Origin of the sequence: Desertivibrio insolitus (assembly GCF_017355965.1) — a bacterium.
In the GTDB taxonomy this organism is placed as follows: domain Bacteria; phylum Actinomycetota; class Actinomycetes; order Actinomycetales; family Microbacteriaceae; genus JAFIQW01.
On the sequence record NZ_JAFIQW010000005.1, the window covers coordinates 108,868 to 128,904 of the forward strand.

Consider the following 20,037-nt stretch of genomic DNA (forward strand, 5'->3'; position numbering starts at 1 on the left):
GCGCACCGTTCGCGTCCGTCGACTCCCTTGACGCCCGTTCCGACGAGGACGAGCATCGAGCCGTGGCCGAGCCCGGTGCAACGGAGGCAGCGGCGGTCGAGGACGCTCTCGACCGCGCGGCGTCGCGCGCGCGTGCCTGGCTCGCCGCGCTCGAGGAGCGCCGCGTTCCCGCCGCGGGTACCCCGGCGAGCGTCGCGGCAGCGCTCGGGCCCGAGCTACCCCGGCACGGCGAACCCCCGGAGCTGGTGATCGATCGTCTCGCCGCGGCGGTCGAGCCCGGCCTCATGGCGAGCGGGTCCGGTCGCTTCTACGGCTGGGTGATGGGCGGCTCCCTTCCCGCGGCCCTCGCCGCCGACTGGCTCGTGAGCGCGTGGGATCAGAACGCGGGCATGCGTGACGCGACACCCGGCGTCGTCGCCGTCGAGGAGGTCGCCGCGGCCTGGCTGCTGGAGATCCTCGGACTGCCGCCAGAGTCCGGTGTCGGGTTCACCACGGGGGCGACGACCGCGAACTTCACCGCTCTCGCCGCCGCCCGGCACGCGGTGCTCTCCCGGGCCGGCTGGGACGACCTCGGCGAGGGACTGGCCGGCGGGCCGAGGGTGCGGGTGCTCGCCGGCGCCTCCCGGCACAGCTCGGTCGATCTCGCGTTGCGCTACCTCGGGCTCGGGATGCCGGAGATCGTGCCGGCCGACGACCAGGGGAGGCTCGACGCCGAGGAGCTCGACCGGAGGGTGCGCGAGGGCGGAGGCCCGACGATCGTGTGCCTGCAGGCCGGTGACATCCACTCCGGCGCCTTCGATCCGTTCGCGGGTGCCTGCAAGATCGCGCACGCAGCGGGGGCATGGGTGCACGTCGACGGCGCCTTCGGGCTGTGGGCCGCCGCCGTGCCCGACCTCGCCCACCTCACGAACGGCCTGGCGTCGGCCGACTCCTGGGCGACCGACGCCCACAAGACGCTCAACGTGCCCTACGACTCCGGCATCGCCGTCGTCGCCGACGCCGCGGCCCTGCAACGGGCCATGAGCGTGCACGCCGCGTACCTGCTGACCTCCTCCGCGGTCGACCCCTACGAGCGCGTGCCCGAGCTGAGCCGGCGGGCGCGCGGAGTGCCGGTGTGGGCGGCGATCGCCTCGCTCGGTGCCGACGGCGTGCGTGAGCTGGTCGCGCGCCTCGTCCGGAGTGCGCAGGAGCTCGCCGCCGGGCTCGGCGGGATTCCCGGGGCGCGAGTGCTCAACGACGTCGTCTACACGCAGGTGAGCGTCGCATTCGACGACGACGAGCGCACCCGAGCGGTGTTCGACCGGATCCTCGCCGAAGGCCGCGTGATGCCCTCGGCGAGCGTGTGGCACGGCGTCGCCGTCATCCGCTTCTCCGTCAGCTCCTGGCGCACCGGGCCCCGGGAGGTCGAGGAGACCGTCGACACGGTGGCCCGGGCGGCCGCCGGCTAGACCTCGACCGGCGCCTTCGCGCGCCGCGCCGTCGCCCGGTCGAGCGTCGTCAGCACGACACCGGCGAGCACGATGACGCCGCCGACGAGCTCGGGGAGCCCGATCGTCGTGCCGAGCGCGATGCTCGCGACGACCGTGAACACCGTGATCAGGTTGAGGAAGACCCCCGACAGCGACTTCGGCAGCGCGGAGACCCCCAGGTTCCACAGCACGTACGACGCGGCCGAGACGACGAGCCCGATGAAGAGCACGGATGCCACGGCCGATGCGCTCTGCGGCAGGGTGAAACCGGTGACCGCGGCGAGCGGCAGCATCACGAGGGCGCTGCCCGTGGCCTGGATGGCCGTCGCCGTCACGGGCGGCACCTTCGCCCGATGCTGCAGCACGGTGTAGATCGTCCACGCGACGATCGCGACGAGCATGAGGAGGTCGCCGACGTTGAAGTCGAGCGACAGCAGCGCGTCGAGCGACCCCTTCGAGATGACGAGCACGACCCCGGCGAAGCCGAGCACCATGCCGAGCACGCCGCGCCACCCGACCGCCTCGCGCAGCACGACCGCGGCCGCGAGCGTGATGAGGGCCGGGTTGACCGAGTTGATGAGCGAGGCGCTGACGGCCGTGGTGTGGCGCAGCGCCTCGTACAGCGAGAGGTTGTAGCCGGCCATCCCGCTGAGCCCGAGCACGAGCAGCAGGGGCCACTGCCGCAGCGCCGCGCGCCAGTCGGGCTTCTCGATCAGCTGCGCGAGCACGAGCAGGGGCACGACCGAGAGGGTCCAGCGCATCGCGGTGAGGTCGATCGGGTCGACTGTCTTCACCGCCTGCTCGCCGACGACGTAGTTGCCGGCCCACAGCGCCGTCGCGCCGACGAGGCTGAGGACGGCGAGACCCCGTGACATCCGCCGTTCCCGCACTCGTTCGAGCCTAGCGATCGTGCGAAGGACTCACCCGCGGAAGAGGCCGCTGTAGGCGTTGAGGGCGAGCTGCCCGCCGAGGTGCGCGTAGAGCACCGTGCTGTCGCGGGAGATCTCGCCGCTCGTCACGAGGTCGACGAGCCCGGCCATCGACTTGCCCTCGTACACGGGGTCGATGATCATGCCCTCGAGGCGGCCGCTGAGGCGGATCGCCTCGAGGGTCGACTCGACGGGCACGCCGTAGAGGTCTCCGGCCCAGCCCTCGACCACGACGATCTCCTCGTCGGTCAGCTCGCGGTCGAGCTCGAGCAGTGCGGCCGTGCGGCGCGCGATCCGCGCCACCTGATCGCGGGTCTCGTCGATCTTGGCGGAGGCGTCGATGCCGATGACCCGGCGCGGGCGGTCCTGACCGGCGAAGCCCGCGATCATCCCGGCGTGTGTCGAGCCGGTGACGCTGCAGACCACGATCGTGTCGAAGAAGACCCCGAGCTCGCGTTCCTGCTGCTCGACCTCGTAGGCCCAGTTGGCGAAGCCGAGACCGCCGAGGCGGTGGTCGGACGCGCCTGCCGGGATCGCGTAGGGCGTGCCGCCCGCGGCGCGCACGTCGTCGAGGGCCTGCTCCCAGCTCGGCTTGAAGCCGATGCCGAAGCCCGCGGGATCGAGTCGCACGTCGGCGCCCATGATGCGCGAGAGCTGGATGTTGCCGACGCGGTCGCTCAGCGGGTCGGGCCAGTCCACCCAGTTCTCCTGCACGAGGACGGCCTTCATGCCGAGCTTCGCCGCGACGGCGGCCACCTGACGCGTGTGGTTCGACTGGTAGCCGCCGATCGAGACGAGGGTGTCGGCGCCCTGCGCGATGGCGTCGGGCACCAGGTACTCGAGCTTGCGGGTCTTGTTGCCGCCGAAGGCGAGCCCGCTGTTGACGTCCTCGCGCTTGGCCCAGATGCGGGCGCCGCCGAGGTGGTCGCTCAGCCGGTCGAGCGGATGCACCGGGCTCGGGCCGAAGGTCAAGGGGAAGCGGGGGAAGTCGCTGAGCGGCATGGAGGTCCTGTCGAGAGGGGATGGGGAAGGTGGTCAGTGCTGGTCGGGTTCGAGGGGGAGCATGCGCCCGAGCGTCTGCCAGTTCTCGCGTGCGGCCGCGGCGGCGCCGTCGACGTCGCCGGCGGACGCGAGGGCGACGATGCGGTCGTGCTGGGCGACCGAGGACCGGCCGGCGAGCGAGGAGAACCGCAACCGCTCCACGCGGCGGAGCTTGGGCGTGACCTGGTCGAGCAGCTCCTGCACGAGCGCGTTTCCGCAGGCGGCGACCGCGACGGCGTGGAAGCGGTCGTCGGCGGAGAGGGCGGCGTCGGCGTCCGACCTGTCCAGGGCGTCCGCGAAGTCCCGGTTCGCCGCGCGCATCTCGTCGAGCTCTTCCGAGGAGAGGTGCGGCACGGCGAGCCGCACCGCGAGCTCGTGCAGCGAGGAGGCGACGTCCTGGGCGTCCATCAGATCGCGGTGGTCGATGGGAGCGACCGTCGTCGAGCGCCCAGGCAGGGTGACGACGAGGCCGGCGCGTTCGAGCCGGAGCAGCGCTTCGCGGATGGGCGTGCGGCTGACCCCGAGCCACTCCGCGAGCTCGGCGTCGCGCAGGCGCTCGCCGGGTGCGAGGGTGCCGTCGACGATCGCCGCGCGGAGGCTCGCGTGAACGTCGTCGCGGAGCAGCCCGCGGCGGTGCACGCCACGGAGCGAGGGAACCGGCATGCGATATATCGGAGCGGAAGTCCACCCGCTTGTCAAGCCGACGCTCGCTAATGCGCTCGCGCAGCCGACGCCGGGTACGGGCTGCTACCGTCGAACGCCTATGGGAGCGGGGGCGACGCGAGCGGGGCTCCTGCTCGCACCGGTGGTGCTGACCGCGCTCGTGGGGTGCGCCCCCGAGGCATCCGGCTGCGAGGTCGACGACCCGGTCGTGACGCCGGCCGCGGTCGCCCCGGGCGACGAGGTCGAGGTGACGATCGCGGGCCTCGCCTGCAGCTCCGACGTGACGGTCGAGCAGTACACCCTCGAGCTGTACCTGCCCGGCGACACCGAGCCGTCGGCCACCTTCCGGCTCGACATCACGGGCTCGGACGGCGCGGCGCGCGGCGTGTTCGACGTGCCGACGGACGTGTCGCCCGGAGAGGGATACGTCGCGATCGCCGGCCTTCCGCTCCGGTGCGAGGGAGCGGCCTCGTGCCCGGACCCGGCAGCGGCCATCATGTTCACCGAGCCCTGAGGGCGTCGTGCGGCGAGCGGCAGAGGGGGGATAACCCCCGCGACGATTCGGCCGGCGGCACCATGGTGAGCAGGCGCGCGGCCGGGGAGGCTCAGATGGTCCACTTCCGAAGGAGAAGAGCCATGACCACCGACGCGCTGCCCGTGACCAGCGTTCCCACCGAGACCGGGTCCCGCACGGGGCCCGGCCGCTTCTACCTGCAGCTCTGGCGCAACGTGCCGCGCGAGCTGGGCTACCTCGCGCCGACCGGATTGCTCGCCCTCGTCGTGTTCACCGTGCTGAGCTCCGCGATCTCGTTCGCGGCCGGCCTCGTGTTCGTGTTCGTCGGGGTGCTGCTCGTGCCGTTCGTGCTGCTCGGCGCCCACTGCCCGGCTGGTTCGAGCTGCAGCGCATGCGCTTCACCCGCCTCCCCGCGATCGAGGAGCCCGTGCTTGAGCCGCCGTACGCCGGCAAGCCGTTCTTCTCGGCGACGTTCCAGGTGCTCGCCGTGCCGCACTACTGGCTCGCCGCGCTGCACCAGGCGCTCGTCTTCCCGCTCACCGCCCTCGTCACGAGCATCGTCTGGTTCACCTGGCTGACGAGCGCGGTCATGCTGACGCTCACGCCGCTCTGGGCGGGCCTCGCGCCCTTCGGAGACGCCGTCGGACCGGGAGCGGATCGTCTCCGCGGGTGGAACCTCGGCAACTTCATGGCCTACATCGTCACCCTCGGTGAGCGCGCCGACGCCGGCACGACCACGGCGACCGTCATCGGTTTCACGGCGCTCGGGCTCGGCCTCGTCGCGCTCTACCCGCTCGTCAGCCGAGGCCTGGTGTGGACGCACTGGGGGATCGACCGGCTGCTCCTCGGCCGCTTCCGCAACGAGGAGCTCCGTCAGGAGCTGAGCCGCACGGAGAGCTCGCGGGTCGCCGCCGTCGTCGCGGAGGACCGCAGCCTCCGCCGCCTCGAGCGCGACATCCACGACGGACCGCAGCAACGGCTGCTCCGCCTGCAGCTCGATCTCGCCGCGGCGAGCAGGCAGCTCGACACCGAGCCCGCCGCGGCCCGGGCGCTGCTCGACTCGTCGCTCGTGCTCGCCCGCGACACCGCCGACGAGCTGCGCGCGCTCATCACGGGCTTCGCGCCGCCGCTGCTGGCCGACCGCGGACTCGCCGCCGCGCTCGAGGCGCTGGCCGCCCGCACCCCCGGGACGGTCGAGACCGAGGTGCGGATCCCCGGTCCGCTGCCCGCCGAGGTGGAGCGCGGCGCGTACTTCGTCGCCGCCAAGCTGCTCGCCAACGCGGCCAAGCATGCCGAGGCCGGGCGGATCCGGCTCACGGCCGACGTCGTCGACGAGCCCGGACGGGCCCTGATGCTGTCCGTGGCGGACGACGGGCGGGGCGGAGCGCAGTTCGTCGAGGGGCACGGCCTCACCGGTTTGGCCGAGCGCGTGCGCGGCCTCGGCGGCGCCTTCGAGATCGCGAGCCCCGTCGGCGGCCCGACGAGCGCCAGGGTCACGATCCCGCTGCCGCTGGGCGGCTAGCGTGGCATCCGTGCCGGCACCGAGCTCCCTCCGCGTGATCCTCGCGGAGGACTCGGTGCTCCTCCGCGAAGGGCTCGTCCGGGTGCTCGGCGAGGCGGGCTTCGTGCCCGTCGCGGCGCTGGAGGACGCGACGGGCATCCAGGACGCCGTCGAACGGCACGCGCCCGACGTCGCCGTCCTCGACGTGCGGATGCCGCCGACCTTCCGCGACGAGGGGATCCAGGCGGCGAGGGCGCTGCGGCGCCGGTTCCCCCGCCTCGGCCTGCTGCTGCTGAGCCAGTACGTCGAGGCGACCTACGCGCGCGAGCTCCTCGAGTCCGGCGAGGGCGGCATCGGCTACCTGCTCAAGGACCGGATCGTCGCGCTCGACGACCTCGGCGACGCCATCCGCCGGGTCGCGGCGGGCGGGACGGTGCTCGACCCGCAGGTCGTGAGCGAGCTCATCGCGACGCGCCGTGACCCGCTCACGGCGCTCACCCCGCGGGAACGGGACGTGCTGGGCCTCATGGCCGAAGGGCGCTCGAACTCCGCCATCGCGGCCCGGCTCATGATCGGCGTCGGCGCGGTGGAGAAGAACGTGGCCTCGATCTTCACCAAGCTGCGGCTCGTCGACTCGGGCTCGGAGCACCGCCGCGTGCTCGCCGTGCTGGCGTTCCTGCAGCGGTGAGCGGCGGGGGAGAGGAATGCGCGCCGGGGCCGGCGCGTTCGCCTGGACGATGAACACGCCGCTCTCCGTCCTCGACCTCGCCTCCGTCTACTCCGGCTCGACCCACGCCGACGCGCTCGCCCACACGATCGCGACCGCGAAACGCGCCGAGGAGCTGGGCTACGAGCGGTTCTGGGTCGCCGAGCACCACGGCATGCCCGCGATCGCGAGCTCCGCTCCCGCGGTGCTCATCGGGGCGATCGCCGCGGCGACCGAGCGCATCCGCGTCGGATCCGGCGGTGTGATGCTGCCCAACCACGCCTCGCTCGTGATCGCGGAGCAGTTCGGCACTCTCGTCGCCCTGCACGGCGACCGCATCGACCTCGGGCTCGGTCGCGCGCCGGGCACCGATCCCATCACCGCCTCCGCCCTCCGCCGCGCGCCCGGCAGGGAGACGGCCGATCAGTTCCCGCAGCAGGTCGTCGAGCTGCTCGCGTACTTCGGCACGATCCCGCCGCTCGAGAACGGCATCGGGGACCGCGTCTCCGCGATCCCCGGCCTCGGCGACTCCCCGCAGCTCTGGCTGCTCGGTTCGAGCGACTTCAGCGCGCGGCTCGCCGGCGCCATGGGCCTGCCGTTCGCGTTCGCGCACCACTTCGCCGGCGGCGAGAACACCGCGACGGCCTTCGACATCTACCGTCGCGCGTTCACCCCGTCGGTCGTCATGACCGAGCCCCGCAGCATGGTCGCCGTCGCGACCGTCGTGGGCACGGATGCCGCCGACGCCGAGCGTCTCGCCCTGCCCAACGCCCTGACGATGGTGCGCCTCCGCTACGGCGGGCTGCCCGCCCGCGTCCCCACGATCGAGGAGGCGGAGGCCTACGCGTGGTCGGACGCCGAACGCGAGTTCGTCGCCCGACGCCACGCGCTGCAGGCGATCGGCGACCTCGAGCACGTCGAGCGGCGCTTCACCGAGCTGCTCACGGAGACCCGCGCCGACGAGCTGCTCGTCGTGCCGCAGGGTCCGGGGCTCGAGTCGAAGCTCGCGACCCTCGAGGCCGTCGCCTCGCTCCGCTCCTGACCGGGTGCGCCCGCGGACACGCTGTCCGCGGGCGCGACCGGCCTAGTCGGTGAGTCCGCGGCGCTCGAGCAGGGGCTCGATTCGCGCGTCGCGGCCGCGGAACTCGCGGTAGGCCTCGAGCGGGTTCCGCGCCCCGCCGACACCGAGCACGAGCTCGCGGAAGCGGTCGCCGTTGGCGCGGGTGAGCCCGCCGTTCTCCTTGAACCACTCGACAGTGTCGGCGTCGAGCACCTCGCTCCAGATGTAGGAGTAGTACCCGGCGTCGTAGCCGCCTGCGAACGTGTGCGCGAAGTACGTGCTGGAGTAGCGCGTGGGCACGGCCGGGTTGTCGAGCCCGACCGAGGCGAGCGCCTGAGCCTCGAACGCGACGACGTCGTCGACCGCGGCGTCGGCCGAGAGCACGTGCCATGCCTGGTCGAGCAGCGCCGCGGCGAGGTACTCGCTCGTGGCGAAGCCCTCGTTGTACGCGCTCGACGCCTGCAGCTTCTCGACGAGCTCGGCCGGCATCGGCTCGCCGGTCTCGTGGTGCACCGCGTAGTTCTCGAGCACCTCGGGCCAGAGCATCCACATCTCGTTCACCTGGCTCGGGAACTCGACGAAGTCGCGGTAGACGTTGGTGCCCGTGAACTTCGGGTAGACGACGTGCGCGAAGAGGCCGTGCAGCGCGTGGCCGAACTCGTGGAAGAGCGTGTTGGTCTCGTCGTAGGTCAGCAGCGTCGGCCCGCTCGAGGGCTTGGGCACGTTGAGGTTGTTGACGACGACGCTCGTCGGCACGCCGAGCAGCTCGTTCTGGCCGACGAGCTCGTTCATCCACGCGCCGCCGCGCTTCGAGTCGCGGGTGTAGAGGTCGAGCACGTAGAGCCCGAGCGGCGAGCCGTCCGCGTTCGACACCTCGAACACGCGCGCCTCGGGATGGTAGGCGAGGAGGTCGGGGCGCTCCTCGAAGGTGATGCCGTACAGCTTCGTCGCGGCGAAGAAGACGCCGTCGCGCAGCACGCGCTCCGCCTCGAAGTACGGGCGCATCGCCGCGAGGTCGACGTCGTACAGCCGCGTGCGCACGCGCTCGCTGTAGAACGACCAGTCCCACGCCTCGATGCGCACGCCGGCCTCCTCCTCGAGCGCCTCCTGCTCCTTGCGGGCGTTGCGGGCCGCCGGGGGAGCGAGCCGGCCGAGCATCTCGGCGACCGCAGCGGGGGTGCCGGCGGTCTGGTCGGCGGTCTTGTACGCGGCGTGCGACTCGAAGCCGAGCAGGCGGGCGCGCTCGGCGCGCAGCTTCGTGATCTCGAGCACGAGCGCTCGGTTGTCGTACGGCCCGCCCCGGGAGCCGCGCGACCGCGACGCCGTCATGATGCGTTCGCGCAGGTCGCGGTTCGTGAGCTGCGAGAGGTACGGATGCCCCGTGAAGAGCGTCAGCGTGATGAGGTACCTGCCCTCGAGGCCGCGCTCCTTCGCCGCCTCGGCGGCGGCCGAGATCTCACCGGCGCCGAGGCCGTCGAGCTCGGCGACGTCGTCGACGACGACCGCGAGTTCGTTGGTGTCGGCGAGCAGGTTCTTCTCGAAGCGGGTGGTCAACGTCGCGAGGCGCGTGTTGTAGTCGCGCAGGCGGGCCTTCTCCTCGTCGGACAGCCCGGCGCCCGCGAGGGTCATCTCGGTGTGGTGGCGCTCGACGAGGTACCGCTGCTCGGGGGTGAGCCCGAGCGAGTCGCGCCGCTCGTACAGGGCCGAGATGCGCTCGTACAGCCTGCCGTCGAGGCGGATGGCGTCCTCGTGGGCGGTGAGCCGGGGCGCGATGCGCTCCTCGAGCTCGTTGGTCACGGCGTTCGAGTCCGACCCCTGCTTGTTGAAGAACACCCGCGCCACGCGCATCAGCAGCTGCCCGCTGCGCTCGAGGGGCTCGATCGTGTTCTCGAAGGTCGGCTCCGCGGCATCCGCCGTGATCGCGGCGACCTCGACGAGCTGCTCCTCGAAGCCGCGGTCGAACGCGGGCTCGTAGTGCTCGTCGCGGATGTCGGCGAACGGCGGGAGTTCGTGGGGCAGGGGGCTGCGGCTGAAGAAGGGATTCACGACATCCGGCATGAGCGGAAGCCTACGCCGTGGCATCGGAGCGCTTTCCGGGAGCGATCGTGGGGACGCGGCGCCCGAGCCGCGCCCCCACGGACCGGTCACGCGAGCGTGATCGTGCGCTCGTCGTCGCCCTTCCGCACGCTGAGCTCCGCCGACTCCGCGCCGCGCGAGACGCGGTAGTCGCCTGCGAACCCGCTGAACGAGATGCGCCCCTGCTCGTCGGTGCGCAGGGTCGTCGGCGCCAGCCACCACTCGCCCTTCACCAGGTCGCGCAGCGCGTGGTAGGCGGGCTTCGGAGTGCCGTCGGAGCGCACGAGCCCCGCCGGCGCCCCGAGCCAGGCGCCGTCGTCGGTGATGCCCCAGTACGTGATCGCCTCGATCGCGGGGTGCGACACGAGCGAGCGGTAGTGGCGCACGACCTCGTCGGCCTGCCTCGCCTCGCCCTCCTCGGTGGAGGGCCAGGAGGGGATCTGGTAGTCGTTCAGGTCGACGATCTCCGGCGGCATCAGGTGACCCGAGAGCAGCGTGCTCTCGGTGAGGTGCAGCGGCAGGCCGTACCGGGCGAAGCGGTCGACCATCGCGAGCATCTTGTCCTCGCCCCAGTAGCCCTGGTGCATGTGGGTCTGCAGCCCGAGCGCGTCGATCCGGATGCCGGCCTCGAGCACCCCCTCGATCAGGCACTCGTACGCGCTCGAGAGGTCGAAGTCGTTCAGCAGCAGCGTCGCGGAGGGGTTGGTGGCCCTGGCCTCCTCGAACGCCATGCGGATCATCGCGATGCGCCCGCGGTCGTGCGCGAGGCGGGTGATCCCGTTGTCCTCGGCCTCGAACACCGGCATGATCACGACCTCGTTGATCGCGTCCCAGGTGTCGATCACGCCCGCGAAGTCGGCGACGTCGCGCCGGATCCGCTCGCGCTGCACCTGCTCGATCTCGTCGAGCGGCAGCTCGAGCAGCCACGGTGCGGTGACCGTGTGCCAGACGAGCGGATGCCCCTTGAGCGCGACGCCCTTCTCCTGGAACCACTTCGCCGTCGCGAGCAGCCGCCGGGTGTCCGGCTTGCCGCGCTCGGGTTCGAAGCGCCCCCAGTAGAACGGCAGGGTCGCCGTGTTGAACACGTCGAGCCACAGGTCGGCGAGCTGCTCGAGCCGGCTGTGCGAGGCGCCGCCGAACTGTTCGCGTTCCCGCTCCGCCGTCTCGGCGTCGTCGCCCGCCGCGAGCGGGATGAAGTCGAAGCCGATGTTGCCGAAGCCGAAATCGTGGCGGGTCTGCTCGACCGTGACCTCGAGGTCGGGGAGGGGGCGCCCCCCGGCATCCGTGACGATCACGGATGCCGGGAGACGCCGCTCGGCGAGACCTGTCTCGATTCGCGTGCTGATGTCTGTCACTTGCCCTTTCCTGGTTCCTTGTCCTTGCCCTTGGCGGGCAGCACCTTGACCTCCGCGGAGGCGCTGAGGTCGCCCTCGGTCACCGTGACGACCGACTTGCCCGTGCGGGTGTTCTTCGGCACGACGGCCTCGAGGACCGCGGTGCCGTCGGCGCCGACCGTCACCTCGCCGAGACGGACGTCGCCCGACTTGCCCTTGTCGGCCGCGAGGACGACGGTCGCCGTGCTGCCCGGGCGGTAGCCCGTGAGCTCGACGCGGAGGGTGTCGCCGGCCCGCACGCTGCCGGCCGTGAGGGCGACCGCCGGGTCGGGCTCGACGGCGGGGGCGACGAGCTGAGCGACGCCCCAGCGGGCAGTGCTCTGGTAGCCGGTCCCGGTCGGGTCGGCCCAGGTGCGGATCGCGGTGCGGGCACCGGCGGTCGCGTCGTTCACCTGGAAGTCCAACCCGTGGAACGTGCCGAGGCCGCCCTGGTCGACGAGGTCGATGGCCGCCTCCACGAGGTAGCCGCCCGCGGTGGTCGCGGTCGCGCTCTGCAGCCTGGCCTCCTGGAACGCCTCGTCGCCAACGCCGAACGACACCGCGTTCTCGTAGCTGATGCGGATCTGGGTGTCGTCGTAGCGGTACGGCCCGTTCTTCACGTTGCCCGCGTCGAGGAAGATCTCGACCGAGTCCTCGATCCACGGGTCGGAGCCCGAGGCGTCAAGGGTCGAGTCCGCGACCTCCGCGAGCACGTAGAGGGTGTCGCCCTTCCACAGCGTGCGGACGGATGCCACGGCGCCGTCGGCAGCGCCCGAGACGAGCTTCTCGGTGCGCACGGGCGTCGCCGCGGCCCACGCCGCGTCGACGGTCCCGTCGACGGCGGGCGCGACGGCGGCCTCGGGCACCTCGGTGAAGGACAGGGGCTCGACGAGCGTCAGCGTGCCGGTGACGCCCTCGGCGTTCCAGCCCACCGCGGTGCCGCCGGTCGTCACGTCGACGTCGAACTGCACGGAGTCGCCCAGCGCGGCGGTCAGCGGCAGGTGAGCCACGACCTCCCAGCCGGAGTCGGTCGCCCTGACCGTCGCGTCGACGTCGGAGGCTCCGTCCTTCGCGACGGTGTGCTCCGCGTCACCCACCGTGAAGCGCACGCCGTCGGCCGAGGCATCCGTCACCCGCACGAAGGCCGTCAGGTGATCCGGCTGCCAGCGCAGCTGGAACGCCGCGGCGTCCTCGATCCGGTGCAGCGGGAGCCGTGACCACTCGGGCGACGCTGTCGCACCGTCCCCGAGCGGCACATCGCCCTGGAACACCACGGCCGTGCGCTGCGGAGCCGCCAGCTCGCCGTCGACGGCGCCGTAGTACGCGGGCTTGCCGGTCAGGCGGTCGTCGAACAGCAGCGGCGCGCCGGAGGAGTTGCGCCAGCTGCGGCCGTCGGTGAGGCCCCACACGGTGACCGAGAACAGCTCGTCCGCGTGCTCCCGGAAGATGCGGAAGGCGTCGCGGTAGTAGTAGCCCTGCTCGATCAGCAGCGCCTCGGTGACCGGGGTGCCGGTCGTGACGTCGAGCTCGCTGACGAGCTGGCGGATGCCGGGCAGGTCCTTGAAGTCGACGATCGCGTCCTCGAGCGCCTGCACCGGGGTGGCGAGGCTCACGTGGAACTGGTGACCGACCGCGTCGATCGGGACCCCGCGACCGAGCGCGCGCTCGACGAGCGCGTGCATCCGGTCGCGCTTGCCGACCTGCTCGGTGTTGTAGTCGTTGATGGCCAGCGTGATCGGCCTGTTCGCGCCCTCGACCGCGTACGTGCCGTTGAAGGCCTCGTCGGCGTACTGGAACGCCAGGTCGATGTACTCCTCGCCGAGGATGCGGTACCACTCGCTGCGGCGGAGCCCATCGGACTCCTCGCGGCCGTCCGAGATGACCTCGTTGACCACGTCGAACGCGACGAGCGGGTTGGTGTCGCTGCCGAAGAGGCCGTAGCCGCCTCCGGTGCTCAGCGCCTCCGCGACGTCGAAGATGTGCGTGCGCATGCGCTCACGCAGCACCTGCTTGTCGGCCTCGCTCGACGTGAGCGGCTCACCGGCGGTGTTCTCGAAGAACCACGCGGGGGTCTGGCTGTGCCAGACGAGGGTGTGTCCGTACATCCGGAGCCCCTCCGCTTGGGCGAAGTCCATCAGGGCCTTCGCCTCGGGGTGGATGCCGAACACGCCGTCGGCCGAGTACCAGGCCTCCGGCTTCATGTGGTTCTCGGGCGTGATCTGGTCGAAGTGCCGGGTCAGCAGTTCGGCGGGCGCGCCCGTCGTCTCGCGGGTGTCGATCGCGACACCGACGGGGGTCTCGAGCGTGTCCTTCAGCGGGGTGAGCTGCTCGACGGTCGCGGGGGACTGGCGCTCGATCACGACGTCGTCGATCAGGAAGCTGTCCGGACCGCCGCCGTTGTAGGCCGTCTCGAAGTACAGGAACGCGCGGTCGGCGGCGGGCAGCTGGTAGGTCGCGGTGACCTGGCGCCACTCCGACGTGGGGATACCGGCGAACTGGCCCACCGTGTCGAAGGAGTCGCTGCCGGCGTTCGTGCGCTGCATCGAGAGCCAGATGTCGTCGGACGCGGTGCCGGCGGCCATCTTGACCCAGGCGCTGATCTCGTAGGTCTGACCGGACTGGAGGAGGCCCGTGACGTCGATGCCGATGCCGTCGCCCTGCGACGTGCGGCCGCTGACGAGCGCGGACTGCGCGCCGCTGTGCTTCTCCTGGGTCGTGACGGCGACGGTGGGCGCGCCCTCGGCGTCGGCACGGGGCACCCAGCCGCCGAGGCCGTCCTCGAAGTCGCTCACGAGGGCGGGCCCGGCGGGAGCACCGTCGGAGACGCCGCCGACCGGCAGGGTGAAGGTCCACCCGTCGGCGAGGCGTTCGCTCACCACGGTCTTCACCGCGTTGATCGTCGCGGTGCGGTCGCCGCCGCCGTCGTGGGCGAGCACGAGCTGCCCCGGCTTCATCGCGGTGCGGAGGTTCTGCGTGAGCTCGGCCTCGTCCTGCGTGGCCCAGTCGTTGATCGTGTTGATGACGCCGAGCGGCTGCATGCCGAGTGCGACGGCGACCTCGGGCGTCTTGCCCCAGCTGCCGTTCGGCGCCCGGAAGTAGGGCACCTTCGCGTTCGGGTCGCCGAGCGCCGCGCGGATGATGCGCAGGTTCTCCTTGAGGTCCGCCTCGATCGCCGGCTGGGTCCACGAGCCCATGTCCGCGTAGGACGTGGTGTGGTTGCAGAGGGTGTGGCCGTCGGCGACGATGCGCTTCAGGATCTCTGTGCCGCCCGGGGCGGTGATGTTCTGCCCGATGACGCAGAAGGTCGCGGTGAGGTCGTTCGTCGCGAGGTAGTCGAGCAGCGCCTCGGTCTCGCCGGGGTTGGGTCCGTCGTCGAAGGTGAGCGCCGAGACGTTCCCCGTTCCGCGCGACGCCGTGACCGGCGTCTGCGTCGGGTTCTCCGCGCCGCCCTTCACGAAGCCGGGGTCGGGGGTCGGAGTCCAGGGGGCTTCGCCGCCGGGGGCGGCGTCGCCCGTGATGACGATGTCGTCGACGAGGTAGCTGAAGGTGCCCGGTGCCGTGCCCGTGCCGATGTAGACGGCGCGCGGCGCCGAGCCCGTCGGCACGGTGTACGTGCCGCTGATGGTCGTCCAGGCGTCGGCGCCGATCGTCGAGGCGCCGACCCACTCGTAGCCGGGGTCGGTGACGAAGCGGATGGACTGGGTGCCGGCTGTGCCGTCGGCGAGCTTCGCCCTCATCGAGAGCGTGTACTGGCCGCCGGGCTGCAGCACGGCGGGGGACTTGATGCCGTCGTAGTCGGCGGTGCGGTTCGAGACGAGCAGCGCCTTGCCGCCGTCGGCGTCGATGAACGAGAGGCTCGCGCCGCCGCTCTGGGTCCACGGGGTGAACGAGCTGTCGTCGAAGTCGGTTGCGAGGACGGTCGTCACTTCGGCGGCCGCGGGCGTCGGCAGCGCGCCGATCGCCAGTGCGGCTCCGAGGACTCCCGCACCCAACGCCTTCAGACGTGTTCGCACACGTGTCATGTGATCGCTCCTTTGCGATGTCTGAACGGTCCGGGTCGGACATTCGCCACGCTAAGGACGAGCGAGCGGTTTGTCTACTTCTTAAACAATTTGTTTCGAAGGTCGGCGCTCGACTTTCGACGCGGCGGATCGGAGCGCCCTGGAGCGTGACGGAGTGGATCAAGCGCCCGGGGGAGGCGCCGTCGTGCCGCGTCGCACGAGACGCGTGGGCAGGCGCAGGTGCGTCTCCTTCGGCTGCTCCCCGTCCAGCAGGGCCAGCAGGAGCTTGGCCGCCGTGGCGCCCAGAGTCTGCATGGGCTGCCGGATGGTCGTCAGCGGGGGATTGAAGCGGGACGCCTCCGGCACGTCGTCGAACCCGATGACCGAGAGGTCGCGTGGCACGCTGAGCCCCATGGAGTTGGCGACGTCGATGATGCCGAGCGCGGAGAGGTCGTTGGCGGCGAAGATCGCCGTCGGGCGGTCGCGCAGCGAGAGCAGCGCCATCGCGGGCTCGCGCGCGGTCTCCTGCAGGTAGCGCCCGATCCCGACGAGGGCGGGGTCGAAGGGGATGCCCGCGTCGGCGAGGGCGCTGCGGTAGCCGTCCTGGCGGCGGATCGACGAGCGCAGATCGGAGCGACCGGCGAGGAAGGCGATCCTGCGGTGCCCGAGCTCGATGAGATGCCGGGTCGCCTCGCGGGCGCCGGCGAAGTTGTCCGACTCGACGGTGGGCAGGTCGGCCGGACCGGTGTGCGGGTCGATCGCGACCATGGGGATCTCGGCCGGCACCGTCACGACCGTGGGGGTAACCATGATGGCGCCGTCGATCAGGGTTCCGCTCAGGCGGCTGAGCGACTTGCGCTCCCATCCGTCGTAGCCGCCCTGGTGTGTGCCGCTGTAGGCGAGCAGGTCGTAGGACGAGTCCCGCAGGGCGACGCCGACGCCCTTGAGGATCTCCGCGCTGAAGGGTTCGAAGTCGGCGACGAGCACGCCGACCACGCCCGTGCGGCGGGATCGCATGCTGCTCGCGGTGATGCTCGACTCGTAGCCCATCTCCTCGACGAGCTCGAGCACGCGCCTCGCCGTCTCGGGGGCGATGCCGTAGCGGCCGTTCACGGCCTTCGACACCGTGGCGACCGACACGCCTGCCGCGAGTGCCACATCATGGATGGTCGGACGTCGTTGCACCCGCTCACTGTACGCGTCGAAAAGGTTTTCGAAAACGTTTGACGTTTCCGGCGATCAGGGGCGACACTCATCCGGAACCGAGGCCCCGAGGGCCGGTAGGGGACCACGATCACGAGCGAAGGCGCCGTCGACGGCGACTCGCACACGACCGAGGACCAGCCGGCGACGAAGGGTCGCGGAGACACACAGCAAGGCGACGAGGCTCGCCATGCGACTCCCCTCACCGGCGCCGCGTTACCCGTGGTGCCACTCAACGAAGAGAACAGGTTGAACCCATGAAGGCAAGATTCCTCGCCGGTTCCACAGCCCTGGTCCTCGGTGTCGTAGCGCTCGCTGGTTGTAGCGCTGCCGGCTCGGAAGGATCGGGCGGCGACGGAAACGTCACCATGACCCTCTGGCAGAACTCGACGACGGGTCCCGGCCAGGAGTTCTGGGACAAGACCGCGGCCGACTTCGAGGCCGAGAACCCCGGCGTCACGATCGACGTCCAGTCGATCCAGAACGAGGACCTCGACGGCAAGCTCCAGACCGCGCTCAACTCGGGTGACGCGCCCGACATCTTCCTGCAGCGAGGCGGCGGCAAGATGCAGGCGATGGTCGCGGCCGGCCAGCTCAAGGACCTGACCGACGGCATCTCCGACCAGGTCAAGGAGGAGATCCCCGAGGGATCGTTCTCGGCCAACACGCTCGACGGCAAGGTCTACGCCATGCCCGTCGCCGTGCTGCCGGGTGGCCTCTTCTACAGCCAGGACGTCTTCAACCAGGCCGGCATCACCGAGACCCCCAAGACGATCGACGAGCTCGTCGCCGCGACCGAGCAGCTGAAGGGCGCCGGCGTCGCGCCGGTCGCGCTCGGCGGCAAGGACGCATGGCCCGCGGCGCACTGGTACTACTGGTTCGCGCTCCGCGCCTGCAGCGAGGACACCCTCGCCGCGGCCGCCGAGTCGAAGGACTTCAGCGACGAGTGCTGGATCAAGGCCGGTGAGGACCTCCAGGCGTTCGCCGACACCGAGCCCTTCAACGAGGGCTTCCTGACCACCGCCGCCCAGCAGGGCGCCGGCAGCTCGGCCGGTCTCATCGCGAACCACCAGGCCGGCATGGAGCTCATGGGTGCGTGGAACCCCGGCGTCATCGCCTCCCTCACGCCCGACCAGAAGCCGCTGCCCGACCTCGGCTGGTTCCCCTTCCCCGAGGTCGACGGTGGCGAGGGTGAGCCCGGCGCGATCATGGGTGGCGTCGACGGCTACTCCTGCCACGTCAACGCTCCCGACGAGTGCGTCGACTTCCTCAACTACATCGGCTCCGCCGACGTGCAGAAGGAGTACTACGCCGCCTTCAACGCCCCGCCCGTGAACACGGTGGCGCAGGAGGTCGTGACGGAGCCCTACCTCCAGTCGATCCTCGAGGCCTACAACGCGGCGCCCTACGTGTCGCAGTGGCTCGACACCGTCTACGGCCAGAACGTCGGCAACGCGCTCAACGTGGGCGTCGTCGACCTGCTCGCCGGCAAGGGTGACCCGGAGTCGATCGTCAAGGCGGTCGAGGACGCTGCCAAGAAGGCCTGACGGCCCGACAGCACCAACCCTGACCAGCAACAACAAGGAAACAGATAAAGATGTCAGTACGCGAGAGTGCCGTCGCCCGGCCTCCGCAGACTGATCTCCTCGCGAGCGGGGGCAGCGCGGTGTCGCTGCCCCCGACTCCGCGGAAGGCCCGCGCCGGCTGGCGCGGGCGACTGGAGATCGGACTGCTCGTCGGGCCCGCCCTGGTGATGTTCCTGGGCTTCGTGATCTTCCCGGTCGTGATGGCCGCCTACTACGGCTTCTTCAGCTGGCAGGGTTTCGGCGTCCCGACGCAGTTCGTCGGACTCCGGAACTACATCACGATCCTCGAGGACCCCACCTTCCAGCAGGCCCTCTGGCACAACGTGCTGATCGTCGTGCTGTCCCTGGTGCTCCAGGGCCCGGCCGCGATCCTGCTCGCGCTCCTGCTCAACCGCAAGCTGCGCGGACAGTCCCTCATCCGCGTGCTGATCTTCGTGCCGTACGTCATCTCCGAGGTCGTCGTCGGCACCGGCTGGAGCCTCATCCTCGCCACCAACGGCGGGCTCAACGGTTTCCTCAACGACATCGGCCTCGGGGCGCTCGCCCAGGACTGGCTGGCCGACCCGAACATCGCGATCTGGACGCTGATGTTCATCATCACGTGGAAGTACATCGGCTTCGCGGTGATCCTCTTCCTCGCGGGCCTGCAGGGCATCCCCGAGGAGCTCTCCGAGGCGGCGGCCATCGACGGCGCCTCCTGGTGGCAGATCCAGCGGAGGATCACCCTCCCGCTGCTCGGCCCGACCCTCCGCATCTGGGCGTTCCTCTCGATCATCGGATCGCTCCAGCTCTTCGACCTCGTCTACATCATCTGGGGCCAGTACGTCTCCTCGACGGCCGGCACCTCCACCATGGCGATCTACATGGTGACGAACGGACGCAACTCCGGGAACTACGGCTACGGCAACGCCGTCGCGGTCGTGCTGTTCCTCATCTCGCTCATCGTCGCCCTCGTCTACCAGCGGTTCGTGCTCCGGCGCGACACCGAAGGAGCCATCACCGGGGAAGGAAAGAAGCGATGACCGCCACGACCGCGGGCAGCCGCCCCACCCACAGGGAGCGTCAGCCCATCCGCTGGGGCACCCCCGTCGCCTACGTGGTCGCCGCCATCGTCATCCTGCTGATGCTCGCGCCCGTCGCGTTCATCATCCTGAGCGGGTTCCGCACGAACTCGCAGATCACGACGAACCCGGCCGGCTTCCCCAACCCGTGGGAGGTCGGGAACTACCTGGCCGTACTCACCGGGGACATCTTCTGGCGCGAGGTGCTCAACTCGCTCATCGCGGGCCTCGCCACGACGGCGGGCGTCGTCATCCTCGGACTCATGGCGAGCTACGTGCTCGCGCGCTACAAGTTCAAGGGCCGCGGCGCGCTGTACGCGACCTTCGCCGCCGGCCTCATGTTCCCCATGACGGTCGCCATCACGCCGCTGTACATCGTGGTGAAGAACCTCGGGCTCATGAACTCGCTGACCGGCGTCATCCTGCCGCAGATCGCGTTCGCGCTGCCGACGACGATCATCATCCTGGTGCCGTTCCTCAAAGCCATCCCGGACGAGATCCAGGAGGCGGCGTTCATGGACGGCTGCAGCCGGATCGGCTTCTTCTGGCGCATGGTGCTGCCGCTCGCGACGCCCGGCGTCATCACGACCGGCATCCTGGCCTTCATCGGAAGCTGGAACAGCTACCTGCTGCCGCTGTTCATCCTGAACGACGAGGCGATGTTCACCCTGCCACTCGGTGTGCAGGCGTTCTCCTCGCAGTACTCGGTGGACACCGCACGCGTGCTGGCCTTCACGGCGCTCTCGATGATCCCCGCGCTGATCTTCTTCAGCGTCTTCGAGCGCCGCATCGTCGGCGGCCTCACCGGGGCGGTCAAGGGCTGACGCCCTCCCGCCTCCTCGTTCTCGCGGCCC

15 protein-coding genes are annotated in these 20,037 nt (G+C 71.0%); 8 read left to right on the plus strand and 7 right to left on the minus strand.

The features are described from left to right. Window positions 1–62: 62 nt before the first annotated feature. On the plus strand, window positions 63–1,448 hold the full coding sequence (locus JUB10_RS12685; protein WP_207457274.1) for a pyridoxal phosphate-dependent decarboxylase family protein: 1,386 nt from the start codon (window positions 63–65) through the stop codon (window positions 1,446–1,448). On the opposite strand, the gene JUB10_RS12690 is transcribed toward JUB10_RS12685, so the two are convergent. Genes JUB10_RS12690 through JUB10_RS12700 form a run of 3 tightly spaced genes read right to left on the minus strand, consistent with a single transcriptional unit; the run spans window position 1,445 to window position 4,102 of the window. Continuing rightward, window positions 1,445–2,344 carry a DMT family transporter gene (locus tag JUB10_RS12690; RefSeq protein WP_207457275.1) on the minus strand — a complete coding sequence of 300 codons (900 nt, stop codon included), beginning with the start codon at window positions 2,342–2,344 and terminating at the stop codon, window positions 1,445–1,447. The two genes, JUB10_RS12685 and JUB10_RS12690, sit on opposite strands and share 4 nt — an antisense overlap. A 45-nt stretch (window positions 2,345–2,389) precedes the next feature. After that, complete coding sequence (locus tag JUB10_RS12695; RefSeq protein WP_207457277.1) at window positions 2,390–3,400, minus strand: 1-aminocyclopropane-1-carboxylate deaminase; 1,011 nt, start codon at window positions 3,398–3,400, stop codon at window positions 2,390–2,392. Window positions 3,401–3,433: 33 nt separating this feature from the next. After that, window positions 3,434–4,102: a GntR family transcriptional regulator gene (locus JUB10_RS12700; protein WP_207457279.1), complete on the minus strand. Its 669-nt coding sequence runs from the start codon at window positions 4,100–4,102 to the stop codon at window positions 3,434–3,436. Window positions 4,103–4,202: 100 nt separating this feature from the next. Here JUB10_RS12700 and JUB10_RS12705 point away from each other — a divergent pair, with 100 nt between their 5' ends. The 4 genes from JUB10_RS12705 to JUB10_RS12720 all read left to right on the plus strand — a co-directional run bounded on the left by JUB10_RS12705 (window position 4,203) and on the right by JUB10_RS12720 (window position 7,865). After that, complete coding sequence (locus JUB10_RS12705; protein ID WP_207457282.1) at window positions 4,203–4,616, plus strand: hypothetical protein; 414 nt, start codon at window positions 4,203–4,205, stop codon at window positions 4,614–4,616. 382 nt (window positions 4,617–4,998) lie between these two features. Beyond that, on the plus strand, window positions 4,999–6,138 hold the full coding sequence (locus JUB10_RS12710; protein ID WP_374191704.1) for a sensor histidine kinase: 1,140 nt from the start codon (window positions 4,999–5,001) through the stop codon (window positions 6,136–6,138). A gap of 10 nt (window positions 6,139–6,148) precedes the next feature. Next, window positions 6,149–6,805 (plus strand): response regulator, encoded by a 657-nt coding sequence (locus JUB10_RS12715; protein WP_207457286.1) that lies wholly within the window; start codon window positions 6,149–6,151, stop codon window positions 6,803–6,805. Window positions 6,806–6,821: 16 nt separating this feature from the next. Further along, on the plus strand, window positions 6,822–7,865 hold the full coding sequence (locus JUB10_RS12720; RefSeq protein WP_242682574.1) for an LLM class flavin-dependent oxidoreductase: 1,044 nt from the start codon (window positions 6,822–6,824) through the stop codon (window positions 7,863–7,865). 42 nt (window positions 7,866–7,907) lie between these two features. Here the strand turns inward: JUB10_RS12720 and JUB10_RS12725 are convergent, their stop codons facing one another. The 4 genes from JUB10_RS12725 to JUB10_RS12740 form a co-directional block, all read right to left on the minus strand. Further along, complete coding sequence (locus tag JUB10_RS12725; protein WP_207457288.1) at window positions 7,908–9,941, minus strand: M3 family metallopeptidase; 2,034 nt, start codon at window positions 9,939–9,941, stop codon at window positions 7,908–7,910. 86 nt (window positions 9,942–10,027) lie between these two features. Next, on the minus strand, window positions 10,028–11,305 hold the full coding sequence (locus JUB10_RS12730) for an endo-1,4-beta-xylanase (protein WP_374191705.1): 1,278 nt from the start codon (window positions 11,303–11,305) through the stop codon (window positions 10,028–10,030). Window positions 11,306–11,310: 5 nt separating this feature from the next. Next, complete coding sequence (locus JUB10_RS12735; protein WP_207457292.1) at window positions 11,311–15,354, minus strand: endo-1,4-beta-xylanase; 4,044 nt, start codon at window positions 15,352–15,354, stop codon at window positions 11,311–11,313. 159 nt (window positions 15,355–15,513) lie between these two features. Continuing rightward, window positions 15,514–16,518, minus strand: coding sequence for a LacI family DNA-binding transcriptional regulator (locus tag JUB10_RS12740; protein WP_207457293.1), 1,005 nt, complete (start codon window positions 16,516–16,518; stop codon window positions 15,514–15,516). Between the two features lie 275 nt (window positions 16,519–16,793). Here JUB10_RS12740 and JUB10_RS12745 point away from each other — a divergent pair, with 275 nt between their 5' ends. From JUB10_RS12745 to JUB10_RS12755, 3 genes are read left to right on the plus strand one after another with little or no spacing between them, the layout of a single operon-like run. Then, window positions 16,794–18,083 carry an ABC transporter substrate-binding protein gene (locus JUB10_RS12745; RefSeq protein ID WP_207457294.1) on the plus strand — a complete coding sequence of 430 codons (1,290 nt, stop codon included), beginning with the start codon at window positions 16,794–16,796 and terminating at the stop codon, window positions 18,081–18,083. Between the two features lie 50 nt (window positions 18,084–18,133). Further along, window positions 18,134–19,144, plus strand: a complete 1,011-nt coding sequence (locus tag JUB10_RS12750) for a carbohydrate ABC transporter permease (RefSeq protein ID WP_207457295.1) — start codon at window positions 18,134–18,136, stop codon at window positions 19,142–19,144. Then, on the plus strand, window positions 19,141–20,007 hold the full coding sequence (locus tag JUB10_RS12755) for a carbohydrate ABC transporter permease (protein ID WP_207457296.1): 867 nt from the start codon (window positions 19,141–19,143) through the stop codon (window positions 20,005–20,007). The genes JUB10_RS12750 and JUB10_RS12755 overlap by 4 nt, the downstream gene beginning before the upstream one ends. Window positions 20,008–20,037: the final 30 nt, after the last annotated feature.